Origin of the sequence: Pantoea sp. CTOTU50773 (assembly GCF_032082325.1) — a bacterium.
In the GTDB taxonomy this organism is placed as follows: Bacteria; Pseudomonadota; Gammaproteobacteria; order Enterobacterales; family Enterobacteriaceae; genus Pantoea; species Pantoea communis.
The window spans coordinates 1-13,011 of the sequence record NZ_DAMDQC010000125.1 but is presented as its reverse complement, the minus strand read 5'-3'; the positions used below and the strand labels follow the sequence as shown (position 1 = coordinate 13,011).

The window sequence follows — 13,011 nt, the reverse complement described above, 5'->3', positions numbered from 1 at the left end:
GAAGTGATGGGCCAGCGCGGCTTCAAAGCCACCACCCAATGCACTCCCTTCAATCATCGCCAGCGTCACCGCTCCGGTATCAAAACCCCGCGCTGCCGAATGGATGCAATCCACGCAGGCACGCGCATAGGCCCGCAGCGCTTCACGACGGTTGTTACGAATGCACTCTACAAAGAAACGTAAATCGCCACCGGCGTTGAACATCTGCGGCACCAGCGAACCCGTCACCCAAAAATCAATCGGCAAACCCGAACGCTGAGCGGCATAGCTCAGATTCATGATCTCCTCGATTAATTCGTGGTTGAAACTGGGGCGCGGTTGGGCACGCAGCATCATCCACATGGTGTGTCGACCCTCTTCATAGTAGGCCGCCAGCTGGGTGGTTTGTCCGACTTCGGTAAACAATCTGCAAGTTGGTTGGTTAATTACTGTCATAGTCTCATCCTCTAGTTATGTGATGCGTTAAACGCAACATCAGCGTAATCCAGAGTGAGGCCAGACCAAATGAGAGATTGATTTATAAAGTAAAATCCAGAGATATCCCCGACCATGGGGTCGGGGAAAGATAAGCAGGCTTACTTGATGGCAGCGCGCTGTCCTACCGCCACATGAAAACGCTTAACGCGTTTTGAATAGACGGCGGTGATAATCGGTACTAATACAGAAGTCACAATAACGGATGTCGCCACCAGTGCGGTGGCTGCGGGAGCGACCGGTTTAAACTGTGGCAGCATCTCGGCAATCAGCACCGGCGTCGCCACTGCCGCGCCTGCGGTGCTGGATGCTGCGATCCCAGCCGTGCCATCACCACCACCAATTAATCGGTCGGCAATAATGAGTGGGATACCGGTGATGATGATGACGGCAACACCGAGCAATACGCCCAATAAACCGGTTTGTGCGATCACCGCCAAATCGATGGTGTTACCCAAAGCGAAGGCAAAGAACGGGATTAAGGTATGTACGGCTTTGCCAAAGAATTCGCGCAATTCCGGGTCAAGATTGCCAAGCGCGAAACCGACAATAAAGGGCAACACCGCGCCAACAAACACGTGTGGCTCAAACGAAGCAATGCCTGCGGTCCCCAGGATCACCATGGTCATCAGCGGACCCGATTCCAGCGACATCAGCACAAACGCGCCTGCTTCTTCTTTTGAACCGTATTGCTGCATGATGGAGGCATAAAGGCCGCCATTGGTCATGTCCATCGCAGCAACCAAAGCTAGCGTGGATAAACCAGCAAACATACCGACTTCTACGCCATTTTCCGGCATCATGCGGGATGCCACGGCAGCCACTACCCAGGCAACGGCGATTTTGGTTAATACCAGGGTGCCGGATTTACGCAGCACGGTTCCGGTTGCGCTGAGTTTGATCGATGCCCCCATGCAGAAAAACCATACCGCCAGAATCGGCACAGTGCCCGTCATCAGGCCGTTAGTAAAAGAGCCAAAGTATTTTCCTGCGCCGGGTGAAAACGTGTGGCAAAGCGCGCCCAAAAACAGCGGGATTAACATCATACCGCCTGGAATCTTATCGATTGCACGTTTGATATGCATAGTTGTGTCACCTTTACTGAGCCAGAAGGAGGTACGTTATCGTTCGCCGGATGGCATGGCAGGCAAGATAACCACTGGCAGTCAGGGAAAAAGTGATCGAATCGATATTAATGAAACGGTGTTTTATTTTTATAGATTTGACATTTCTTTTTTATGATATGCATCGCCATACCAGTGCTAAATAGCAAAAAATTAAGGCGCCCTCTGGCGCCTCAATGAAGTTTCAATGTTCAATTCTGCCCGTACCATGCATTCTTGCCATGCTTACGCAGATAATGCAGATCGAGTAAATTCTGCGAAATCGGAGGCAATTCGCTGCGCAGTTGTTCGGTGTGAAGTGCCATGTAAGCCACTTCTTCCAGCACCACCGCACTGTGCACAGCTGCATCCGCGTCTTTACCCCAGGCAAAGGGGCCGTGCGAGTTGACCAGCGCAGCAGGAATGTCGGCGGGTTTAATGCGGCGTTGCGCAAAGCTTTCGATAATCACCTGCCCGGTGTTCCATTCATACTCTTGCTGTATCTCCTCACGCTTCATCGCACGCGTACAGGGAATGGTGCCGTAGAAATCATCCGCATGTGTTGTACCCAGAGCCAAAATGTCGCGTCCGGCCTGCGCCCAAATCGTGGCGTGGCGCGAGTGAGGATGCACAATGCCGCCAATCTCTGGCCAGGCAAGATACAGCGCGCGATGGGTGGCCGTATCGGATGACGGACGTAGCGCCCCTTCCACCACTTTGCCGCTGGCTAACTCCACCACCACCATATCGTCACGCTGCATTTTCTCGTATTTCACGCCCTAAGGTTTGATCACCAGCAGACCATGGTCGCGGTCAATGGCTCTAACGTTGCTCCAGGTGAAAGTGACCAGGTTATAGCGCGGTACGTCAAGGTTGGCTTCCAGCACCTGCTGCTTGAGCAATTCCAGCATGATTATTTCTCCTGCGAACTGTGATAGCTGAATTGTGCTGAACAAGCAGAGAAAACGTTATGGATCGAATCGCTGTAAAAGCAGCGGAAAGTCGCTGAGACCGAAGAAGTGTGGCGTAAATTAAGAATTTTCTATCCTGGAGGAATTTAGCTTTGCTTCAGCTGGCTAAAGTCAGGAGCGGTACGGTTTCCACCGGTTAATTCGCCCATTAAAGCGCTGTACGCGGGCATCAAAGTGAACAATGAATGACACGCAGGGATGACGTACTTCGTTGCGCAACATCTATACTTACAAGGTTGCCTCTGTACATACAATCAAGGAGAAAGAGATGACGACAACAATGAAACGTATGACCGTTGCGGTATTAGCTGCCACCCTGGTTGTTGCCTTGAGTGGTTGTTCGAACTGGTCAAAACGCGACCGTAACACCGCCATCGGGGCGGGGGCGGGTGCAATCGGTGGTTCTGTCCTGACTAACGGAAGTGCACTGGGTACAGTGGGTGGTGCAGCCGTTGGCGGTATTATCGGCCATCAGGTTTCTAAATAACGATAAAGATTCAGGCTACGCAGCGCATCTACAGCATCACGGGCCGCACAGTGTGCGGCCCGTTTTTATTAACCACCGGCTAATTTAACCTTCATGCCTTTGGCTTCAAGTAGTGCTTTCAAGAGATCACGTTTATCGCCTTGAATCTCGATCACGCCATCTTTGAGTGACCCACCACAACCACATTTTTTCTTCAGTTCTACTGCCAGCTTGTTGAGCGCATCGTCATCCAAATCGATACCGGTAATCAGGCAGACGCCTTTGCCTTTACGGCCGCTGGTCTGGCGTTGAATGCGCACTATGCCGTCCCCTTGCGGGCGCGGCGCTTTTTCTTCTTCCTGTGCGATTCGGCCAGTTTCAGTGGAGTAAACCAGTCGGTTGTCCTGAGCCATTAGGCCTCCTGTAAACTTTGCAGGATATTGTGCAGCGTTGCAGCCGGATCATTGGATTGGGTGATCGGACGCCCAATCACCATGTAATCCACGCCAGCCAGTTTTGCCTGCTGTGGCGTCATGACACGGCGTTGATCGCCCGCATCACTGCCTGCCGGACGAATACCTGGGGTCACCAGTGCGAAATCCTGACCTAACACCTGTTTAAAGTGCTCAGCTTCCTGAGCGGAACAGACCACGCCATCCAGGCCACACTCACGCGTCAGGCGAGCCAGACGTTCCGCCTGCTGAGCGGGAGAAAGCGTAATGCCGAGACCTCTGAGATCGTCTTCATCCATGCTGGTTAATACGGTTACCGCAATCAACAATGGCGCATCTTTGCCAAAAGGCAGCAGCGCTTCACGAGCCGCATTCATCATCCGCGCCCCGCCACTGGCGTGAACATTAACCATCCACACACCGAGATCGGCAGCCGCGGCTACCGCGTGCGCGGTTGTATTCGGAATATCATGAAACTTCAGATCGAGAAAAACGTCAAAACCACGCGACTGCAGTGTTTTCACCAGTGACGGGCCAAATAGCGTAAACATCTCTTTGCCGACTTTCAGGCGGCACTGGCTCGGGTCAATGCGGTCCACAAACTGCAGTGCGCTGTCGAGATTATGATAGTCGAGCGCCACCAGAATCGGTGAAGTGGTTACAGGCATAACGTTTCCTCAAAGGCAGGCACCCGCGGGCGCAATGGACAAACGGAAAGCATTCTACCCGTGCATGCCCTTCCCGACAATCTCACAGCGCGCTTTAAACCGATGATCGACCGAAGGCTGCACAGTGCCACGACTCTCTCTAAGAATTCAAGATCATAGTATGTTGTAACTATCATGCGGTTATAATAAAAAAACGGCCGTTACTGGCCGTCAAGTCCGCGGATTGGTTTCACAGAAGACCATGCGCGGCAGGATGGGCAATGCCAATAAAGCGCATGCGCGGTAAATCCGCACTTTTGGCAGCGGTAGCGTGGTTTGGTGCGAATCTGTTCGCCCACCATATCGCGCAGCACCATCAGGCTCTCTTTGGCACGACCGTCTTCTGCTTCATGCAGGTGGAAATCCATCAAGCGATGGAACACGCGCATGGTCGGATGGCGCTGTAACTGGCGATTAATGTATAACTGCGCCGCTTCAGGCCCCTGCTGCTGTTCGAGGATATCAGAGAGGTAAAGTTCAGCGGCCGCGCCGGTATTCTCCTCAACGCAGCGTTGTAAAAATTGCGCCCAATCTTCAGGCTGATTCAGTCGCTGATAGCAGGTTTCGAGCATCGATAAGGTTTCGCTCACCAGCTCTTTATCTTGATCCAGTACGCGCTGCAGGCGGGCCGTTGCTTTAGCGTATTCGCCCTGCTCCATAAAGATGCGGCCCATCATAATGGAAACGCGCGCGCTTTGGTGATCGGCCGATTCACCCTTTTTCAGTAAGCTCATGGCGCGATCAAGATCGTCACTGCTCAACGCCTGAAGCGCAAGCTCGCAGTAGAAATGGGCAATTTCGCCCTTGTGCTTCTCTTTGCCGAGCTTGACCAATCTTTCCGCCACTTCGATGGCTTTCTGCCAGTCACTGGTTGCCTGATGAATCTGTATCAGCTGTTGCAGCGCACCGATACGGAAGTCGGTTTCATCAATAAGCTGGCTAAACATGTCCTCGGCGCGATCGTAAAACCCGGCGGCCATGTAATCGCGTCCCAGTTGCTGGATAGCCAACAGGCGCTGTTCATAGCTCAGGGAAGCGCTTTCCATCAGGGATTGGTGGATGCGAATGGCGCGATCAACTTCGCCGCGTGAACGGAACAGATTGCCGAGCGTCAGGTGAGCTTCAACTGTGCCGCTGTCCTCCTTCAGCATATCCAGAAAGAGATCGACAGCTTTGTCCTGTTGATTGGAAAGCAGGAAGTTTACGCCGGCAACGTACTCACGTGACAGACGATTGGCTTCCTGTTGCTTATCCTGATGTGCACTGCGACGGCCCATATACCAGCCATACGCCGCAGCAACAGGGAGAAGCAAAAACAGCAATTCAAGCATCGAAACTTAATCCCGACGACCAGCAGTAGAAGAATTTGTCACAGCCGTTGATTGTTCGTTCTGCGCCTGCATGCGTTTCAGCTTGCGCTGCGCGTGAGCGAGAGAAACACGTATCCGCAACCAGAAAAGACCGCAAATTGCCCATCCAAGCAGGAATCCGGCACCAAACAGGCTCGCCAGCAATGTGGAGATGCGGAATTCACCCTGCGCCAGCAGATAGTTAAAAGTGACGATTTGGTCGTTATGCGCTCCAAGCGTGACGGAGATGATAAAAATGACCAAAACCACGAGAAAAATCAGCAAATATTTCACAATGCGTCCTGTCGTGAGGTTATCCAGTAGAAGTATGCCAAAAAAGTGCCGCCGATGCTGCTTATCAGCACATCACTTAGCGCATTTTCCGTAAGCGCAATCAATCATATGGGGGCGCGCGCAGAAATTACAATCCATCATCACGCTGCTTAATCTCCTGCTGCTCTTCGCGCGGCACCGTAAGCGGGCCACAAAAACGCTGCGCCAGCCATGTGGCAACCGTAACCAGCAGCCAGGAAATCAGGGTGGCCACCACCAAATCGCGCGGCCAATGCATACCCAGCAGTAAACGACTGCCCATGACCATGGTAGCCCAGGAAAACAGCACGACCACGGTCACGATGTGGCGCCTTGGCCAGAGTAAGCCAATCACCAGCAGCGCCCAACTGGCAGCAAACATGGTATGTCCGGAAGGAAAGGCAAAGCCGGTTTCAAACGCCCAGTGTTTTTTTAGCCATTGCGGCAACAGAGTGTCGTTAGCCACTAAAGTCGACACCAACTGACTGCGCCCCTGACGGTTTTGCTGATAAAACGCCCCTTCATCAATACCGTAACTCTTCTCCAGCCAAACCACATAGGGACGGGGTTCCTGCACCTGCTCTTTAATGAAAGATTTGGTGTACTGGCCAGCAAGAATAGCGCCGTTCATGAAGAGGATCAGTAAAATGGCGGGTTTAAGCCGGAAGCGTAAGCACCATAAAACCCAGGCGCTGAGGATAACGCTGGTCAAAATGCCCCATGGGCTGGTGACGGTTTCGGTCATCCAAAAGAGTACCCGTAAAAACGCGCTACTCTCACCTGGCTGCCATTGCCAGCCAGAGAGCCAGACAGCAACTGGCATGATTAATAACAAAAGCATTCCCAGGGTGGTGCGCTGCGCAATTTTTAACATCCGTTTCCTTTTAGATCCGCTGATATTCGCGTGGCTGGCATAACTTTAGCTGAAAAAAGAATAACATACCCGTTGCAGCTTAGATAATTGTGCTTTATCACTACAATAACTCTGACTGATTAACGGCCCGGGTACAGGTTGTGGCACAATATTGTCAGTTTTGTCGGGCCAATCGGGCCCGTGCGTTGTCATGATGATAGCGCATCCTCTGAAGGTTCTGGAGAGTCACATGCAGCTTAAACGGGTAGCAGAAGCCAAACTGCCCACGCCATGGGGAGATTTCCTGATGGTTGGTTTTGAAGAACTGGCAACCGGCCAGGATCATGTCGCGCTGGTTTACGGTGATGTTAGCGATCACAATCCAGTGCTGGCCCGCGTTCACTCCGAGTGTCTTACCGGTGACGCACTGTTCAGCCTGCGCTGCGACTGTGGTTTTCAGCTGGAAGCGGCGCTCACCGCTATCGCTGAAGAAGGTCGTGGCGTGCTGTTATATCACCGTCAGGAAGGCCGTAATATCGGTCTGCTGAACAAGATCCGCGCCTATGCCCTGCAGGATAAAGGGTACGATACGGTGGAAGCGAATCATCAACTGGGATTTGCCGCTGATGAGCGTGATTTCACCCTGTGTGCCGATATGTTTAAACTGCTGGGCGTCAATGAAGTCCGCCTGCTGACGAACAATCCACGCAAAGTCGAGATTCTGAGCGAAGCGGGAATTAATATTGTTGAGCGCGTGCCATTAGTGGTCGGGCGCAACCCCAAAAATGCCCACTACCTTGATACCAAGGCGGAAAAAATGGGTCATCTGCTGCCAAAAGCGTAACGCAGAAAGCAAAAAGCCGGGAAATCTCCCGGCTTTTTCTTTAGTTCAGCATATTACGTATCACATAATGCAATATGCCGTCGTTCTGGTAATAGGTCAGCTCATTGCCGGTATCGATACGACACCGGGTTTCCAGCGTCTCTTTTTTACCATCGACGCGCGTCAGGGTGACATTCACAGTACAACCCGGTTTCAACTGGGAAAGGTTTTCGACATCAATAAACTCCTCCCCGGTTAATCCCAGTGTTTTGCGCGTGACGCCAGCAGGGAATTCCAGCGGCAGGATCCCCATGCCGATCAGGTTAGAGCGATGGATACGCTCGAACGACTCAGAAATAACCACGCGCACACCTTGTAAACGTGGGCCTTTCGCAGCCCAGTCGCGGCTGGAACCTGAGCCATACTCCTTCCCGGCGACCACTGCCAGTGGCACACCTTCGGACTGATACTTCATGGCAGCATCGTAGATCGCCAGCTGTTCATTGCTGGGGAAGTGTTTGGTGTATCCCCCTTCCACGCCCGGCACCATTTCATTACGAATACGAATGTTGGCAAAGGTCCCGCGCATCATCACTTCGTGGTTACCACGACGCGAACCGTAGGAGTTGAAATCGGTGCGCTCAACACCATGCGACAGCAAATAGCGTCCAGCAGGACTTTCCGCTTTGATGCTGCCCGCTGGCGAAATATGGTCGGTGGTGACAGAGTCACCCAGCATTGCCAGAATGCGCGCGCCTTTAATATCCTGGACAGGCTCCGGTGTTTTGCCCATATCGTCAAAGAACGGCGACAGGCGGATGTATGTCGATCCCTCATCCCAGTCATAAGTCGCGGCTTCACTGACTTTGATTTGCTGCCACTCAGGCGTACCGTCGAAGACCTCGGCGTATTCCTTATGGAACATATCACTGGTCACTTTCTGCACTGCGGCGGCGATCTCTTCTGGTGATGGCCAGATATCCTGCAGAAAGACATCCTTGCCCTGCCGGTCCTGCCCGATGGGATCGTTCTGCAGGTTGAGTTTCATGTTACCGGCAAGTGCATAAGCCACCACCAGCGGTGGCGACGCCAGCCAGTTAGTTTTCACCAGCGGATGGATGCGCCCTTCGAAGTTTCGGTTACCCGACAGCACAGCACCGACGGTCAGATCGCCCTCTTTAATCGCGCTTTCAATTTCATCTGGCAATGGGCCCGAGTTACCGATGCAGGTGGTACAACCATATCCCACCAAATTGAAACCTAATTCATCCAGATAAGGTGTCAGTTGAGCCACCGCGAGATAATCCGACACCACTTTTGATCCCGGTGCCAGCGAGGCTTTCACCCAGGGTTTGCGCATCAAGCCACGCTCAACCGCATTTTTCGCCAGCAGGCCCGCGGCCATCAAGACGCTGGGGTTGGACGTATTAGTACAGGAGGTAATAGCAGAAATGACCACCGCGCCATCTTCCAACTGATAGCTATCGCCGGTCTCGCTGTCGCGATACGTGACGGTCTTGTGCGCTTTCTGCGCATGATTAACTTCAAGTTCGTTGCTGGCATCAAAGGCGGCGGGTACATCACCTAAAGAGACGCGATCCTGCGGTCGTTTTGGACCGGCAAGACTGGATTCAACGTCTGCCATATCCAGCGCCAGTGAGCTGGTAAACCGTGGTTCGTCGCCCGGATTTCGCCACATCCCTTGTTGCTTCGCATAAGCTTCAACCAGCTCGACTTGTTCTGCATCGCGCCCGGTCAGCGTCATGTAACTCAGCGTAATCTCATCGATGGGGAAGAAACCGCAGGTTGCACCATATTCCGGTGCCATATTGGCGATAGTTGCGCGATCGGCCAACGGCAAATCGGCCAGGCCATCACCGTAAAATTCCACGAACTTACCCACCACACCATGCTTGCGCAGCATTTGCGTCACAGTTAAAACTAAGTCGGTCGCGGTGATGCCGGGACGCAGTTTGCCGGTGAGTTTGAAACCGACAACGTCGGGGATTAACATAGAAACGGGTTGCCCTAACATAGCGGCTTCGGCTTCAATACCGCCAACACCCCAGCCTAATACGCCCAACGCGTTGATCATCGTGGTATGGGAATCTGTGCCGACTAAGGTATCAGGATAAGCGACCTCTTTGCCTTCTAGCGTTTCATGCCAGACGGATTTCCCCAGGTATTCCAGGTTAACCTGATGGCAGATACCGGTGCCGGGCGGCACTACGCGGAAACGATTAAACGCTTTTTGCCCCCAGCGCAGGAAAACGTAGCGTTCGTGGTTGCGCTCCATCTCCAGACGCACGTTTTCTTCGAAAGCATCTTCATCACCAAAATGGTCAACGGTCACCGAGTGGTCAATTACTAAATCGACCGGTGATAAGGGGTTAACTTTGGCCACATCGCCGCCGAGGCGTTTTACCGCTTCACGCATCGCCGCCAAATCCACTACCGCTGGCACACCGGTAAAGTCTTGCATCAACACGCGTGCTGGGCGATAGGCAATTTCCCGATCGGCATGGGCATCTTTCTGCCAGCCAACCAATGCCTGAATATCTTCAGCCGTCACCGAATCCCCATCCTGCCAGCGCAGTAGGTTTTCCAGCAACACCTTCATGGATTTGGGTAAGCGATCGATATTGCCCAGTTGCTGGGCGGCTTTAGGCAGACTGTAGTAGTGATATTTTTTTGCCCGAACGTCCAGCGTATCCTGACTTTGCTCCCGTAACGTTAACGACATAGCTCCTCCTTTAATGGGCCTCTCTTTTAAACCTCAATAACCGCAAGGTTTAGCTTAAAGATAGACCACATTTTCGTTAACGATTTGATAACAACACGAAATGACACATAAAGGCACAAACAAAAATGCCCCGACGTTTGTCGGGGCATTAATAAAAGTCAGTACAATTTGAGTTATTGGATTATATCATTGCCCACACGGCCGCAGCCCAAAATGCAATGGAAAAGGCATAAACGCCAAACCATGAAAAAGTCGTGGTATTCATTGAGTCGCTCCCTCCCGTATTCCGGGCAAAAAAAATCCACCGTCTTCAGCGTTGTACTGATGACACCGTTTTTTTAGAGCTGAGTGTTAAAGGACGGGCTTTTAAAATGCCCACCGGATAATCCGGTAAAGAGAGGAATAGATGTCTATATATAGAACAAAACGCAGACTGCGTTATTTCGACTTCGGATCCATGAAAGATTCGATAAAGTTACGCTGGTTGTCACTCAGTTCCCACGACGCAGGAATCGCCACAGGCTGTTCAGCGCTCTTGACTTCTTTCGCTTTGCACGTTGACGTGTTCGGCTGACGCGCAGAAACCGGAGACTTACGGCTGAGTGTATTTGCCCACATGGCTTAACCCCACATACGCCAGATCATCAATGCCACCACTACCCAGAACAGTGCTGAAGCAGCGAAGACGGTCAACCAAGCCTTGCGACGCACGTTACCAGAGCGCTCAACCTTGGCAGTTTTAGTACGAAAATCTTGTTGTACAGTCAGTCTAGTATTCATAGTTTTTGATAATCACTCTCAATAAAACGATTGTTGATAACGATTAAGATTTAGGACGAATCCTAAACTTGTTAAGTCCGAAAATCCAGTTATTTTTATTGAGCACAACGATTAACACTATTTATCAAAACCCAAACAATTGATGAGATAAATTTAATTACTGATCAAGCTATTCAACTAATACATACATTGTAAATTTGGGTTAAAACAAATTTAGTACCATTCTAAATTTGAGTTTAATTTAAAGAGCCCCACGAAAAGGCCTTTCTCATCAGTTGATAACTGGAGTATGGGAATATTCCTGGCGGTCCGCAAAGCGGCAGCGTCAATTTTGTGTACTGTTTCTCATTTAATGACTAACAATGAAAAAACATGTGATCGATGTTTCATTTACAAAAAAATAATGAAGTTTTTTGAGAATCTTGTGGCGCTAACCAGAGAGAATTTCACAAGATGCCCACTGGACACCTCGTGAAAATAATGAGTTAGGGGATTATTTGAAAGGTAACTTGATATCGCGGAACATCGCTTCGATATCTTCATTAGAACGTAATGCGACCGCGGCATCCACGACATCACGCGTCAAATGCGGTGCGAAACGTTGAATAAAATCATACATATAGCTTCGCAGGAATGTGCTGCGCCTAAAGCCAATTTTGGTTGTACTATTGGTAAAAATTTCTGATGCTTCGATTCGCACCAAATCCGGATCGGAAACCGGATCCACTGCCATACTGGCAATCACCCCTACCCCTAAGCCCAGACGCACATACGTTTTGATCACATCAGCGTCGGTGGCCGTAAAGACAATACGCGGCGTTAATCCTGCACGGTTAAATGCGGTATCCAGCTCTGAACGGCCGGTGAAGCCAAAGGTGTAGGTCACGAGCGGGAAATCAGCCAGCTCTTCAATCGTCACATTCGATTTGCCTGCTAGCGGATGGTCTGGCGTCACGACAATGGCGCGGTTCCAGTGATAGCAAGGCAACATAATCAGGTCGTCGTACAGATGCAGCGCTTCGGTCGCGATCGCAAAGTCAGCATTGCCCTTCGACACGGCTTCAGCAATTTGCGTCGGCGAGCCCTGGTGCATATGCAGGGATACGCGCGGGTAACGCTCGATAAACCCTTTAATCACACCGGGCAAGGCATAACGCGCCTGAGTATGCGTGGTCGCCACATACAGCGAGCCTTTGTCGGGCCAGGTATGCTCACCCGCGACAGATTTAATCGCATCGACCTTCGATAACACTTCACGTGCTATCCGGATGATCTCTTCACCCGCAGGCGTTACCTGAGTGAGATGTTTCCCGCTACGCGCAAAAATCTGCACGCCGAGTTCATCTTCCAGCATACGCACTTGCTTACTGATACCCGGTTGCGAGGTATAAAGACCTTCAGCGGTGGAGGAGACGTTGAGGTTGTGATTAACCACTTCAACGATGTAACGCAACTGCTGCAATTTCATAGTTATATCTTCCCGGTAGCGACAGAGGGGCATTCCCTGCAGGCGTGTTTCCGCCTTGATTAAGGGTTGAGGAGGGAAAGCGTGTCAGCGAAACGAAAAAAAGCTATAACCACTATATCAGTTAAAGAAAGAATGTAGAACGATTAGCTATAAGGATGAGGAAAAGGCCAGCAGATGCTGGCCTTGAGGGGAATTACTTCTTCGCTTCCTGCCACTTACCGTCGATATAGAACATCGACCAGCCAGTCGCTTTGCCCTCCTTCTCGGAGGAAACATACTGCTGCTTAGTTTTACGGCTAAAACGCACTAACGTTTTATTGCCTTCCGGATCCGCCGCTGGCGCTTCCGCCAGGTATTTCAGCTTCTCTGGCAGACGGTCAGCAAAACGTTGCAGCTCTTCCACCAGCGGCGCACGCGTTTCACGCGATTTTGGGAAGGTGTTGGCCGCCAGGAATACCCCTGCCGCACCGTCACGCAATACAAAGTAGGCATCTGATTTTTCACATGCCA

13 protein-coding genes and 2 pseudogenes are annotated in these 13,011 nt (G+C 51.4%); 2 read left to right on the top strand and 13 right to left on the bottom strand.

The annotated features are described in order from the left end of the window. The 3 genes and pseudogenes from RT340_RS17270 to RT340_RS17260 form a co-directional block, all read right to left on the bottom strand. On the bottom strand, window positions 1-435 hold a 435-nt coding region (locus RT340_RS17270), incomplete at its 3' end, for a crotonase/enoyl-CoA hydratase family protein (protein ID WP_313377359.1). A 140-nt stretch (window positions 436-575) separates the two neighbouring features. Then, window positions 576-1,559 carry a 2-keto-3-deoxygluconate transporter gene (gene kdgT, locus RT340_RS17265; protein ID WP_211728450.1) on the bottom strand — a complete coding sequence of 328 codons (984 nt, stop codon included), beginning with the start codon at window positions 1,557-1,559 and terminating at the stop codon, window positions 576-578. A 230-nt stretch (window positions 1,560-1,789) separates the two neighbouring features. After that, a pseudogene (locus tag RT340_RS17260) lies at window positions 1,790-2,488 on the bottom strand (L-ribulose-5-phosphate 4-epimerase). A gap of 328 nt (window positions 2,489-2,816) precedes the next feature. Here RT340_RS17260 and osmB point away from each other — a divergent pair. After that, the gene (osmB, locus tag RT340_RS17255) at window positions 2,817-3,035 is read left to right on the top strand and encodes an osmotically-inducible lipoprotein OsmB (protein ID WP_034821457.1); all 219 of its coding nucleotides are present in this window, start codon (window positions 2,817-2,819) and stop codon (window positions 3,033-3,035) included. 68 nt (window positions 3,036-3,103) lie between these two features. Here osmB and yciH read toward each other — a convergent pair whose 3' ends face one another. The 5 genes from yciH to pgpB all read right to left on the bottom strand — a co-directional run bounded on the left by yciH (window position 3,104) and on the right by pgpB (window position 6,708). Beyond that, window positions 3,104-3,427 carry a stress response translation initiation inhibitor YciH gene (yciH, locus tag RT340_RS17250; protein ID WP_211728448.1) on the bottom strand — a complete coding sequence of 108 codons (324 nt, stop codon included), beginning with the start codon at window positions 3,425-3,427 and terminating at the stop codon, window positions 3,104-3,106. Beyond that, complete coding sequence (pyrF, locus tag RT340_RS17245) at window positions 3,427-4,134, bottom strand: orotidine-5'-phosphate decarboxylase (RefSeq protein WP_313377358.1); 708 nt, start codon at window positions 4,132-4,134, stop codon at window positions 3,427-3,429. Before pyrF ends, yciH begins: the two co-directional genes overlap by 1 nt. Window positions 4,135-4,334: 200 nt before the next feature. Further along, a complete protein-coding gene (gene lapB, locus RT340_RS17240) occupies window positions 4,335-5,504 on the bottom strand; it encodes a lipopolysaccharide assembly protein LapB (protein WP_058959800.1) in 1,170 nt (389 codons plus the stop codon). Between the two features lie 6 nt (window positions 5,505-5,510). Further along, a complete protein-coding gene (locus RT340_RS17235) occupies window positions 5,511-5,816 on the bottom strand; it encodes a LapA family protein (protein WP_038646699.1) in 306 nt (101 codons plus the stop codon). Between the two features lie 127 nt (window positions 5,817-5,943). Beyond that, window positions 5,944-6,708, bottom strand: a complete 765-nt coding sequence (gene pgpB / locus RT340_RS17230; RefSeq protein WP_313377355.1) for a phosphatidylglycerophosphatase B — start codon at window positions 6,706-6,708, stop codon at window positions 5,944-5,946. 229 nt (window positions 6,709-6,937) lie between these two features. On the opposite strand from pgpB, the gene ribA reads away from it, so the two are divergent. After that, window positions 6,938-7,531 (top strand): GTP cyclohydrolase II, encoded by a 594-nt coding sequence (gene ribA, locus RT340_RS17225; RefSeq protein WP_034821474.1) that lies wholly within the window; start codon window positions 6,938-6,940, stop codon window positions 7,529-7,531. 40 nt (window positions 7,532-7,571) lie between these two features. Here ribA and acnA read toward each other — a convergent pair whose 3' ends face one another. The 5 genes and pseudogenes from acnA to RT340_RS17200 all read right to left on the bottom strand — a co-directional run. After that, complete coding sequence (acnA, locus tag RT340_RS17220) at window positions 7,572-10,253, bottom strand: aconitate hydratase AcnA (RefSeq protein ID WP_097117005.1); 2,682 nt, start codon at window positions 10,251-10,253, stop codon at window positions 7,572-7,574. A gap of 438 nt (window positions 10,254-10,691) precedes the next feature. After that, window positions 10,692-10,871 (bottom strand): hypothetical protein, encoded by a 180-nt coding sequence (locus RT340_RS17215; RefSeq protein WP_097117004.1) that lies wholly within the window; start codon window positions 10,869-10,871, stop codon window positions 10,692-10,694. 3 nt (window positions 10,872-10,874) lie between these two features. Further along, window positions 10,875-11,033, bottom strand: a complete 159-nt coding sequence (locus RT340_RS17210; RefSeq protein ID WP_071845610.1) for a YmiA family putative membrane protein — start codon at window positions 11,031-11,033, stop codon at window positions 10,875-10,877. Between the two features lie 493 nt (window positions 11,034-11,526). Beyond that, window positions 11,527-12,501, bottom strand: coding sequence for an HTH-type transcriptional regulator CysB (gene cysB, locus RT340_RS17205; protein ID WP_034821485.1), 975 nt, complete (start codon window positions 12,499-12,501; stop codon window positions 11,527-11,529). A gap of 193 nt (window positions 12,502-12,694) precedes the next feature. Continuing rightward, window positions 12,695-13,011 (bottom strand): annotated as a pseudogene (locus RT340_RS17200) (DNA topoisomerase I subunit omega); the annotation flags it as partial.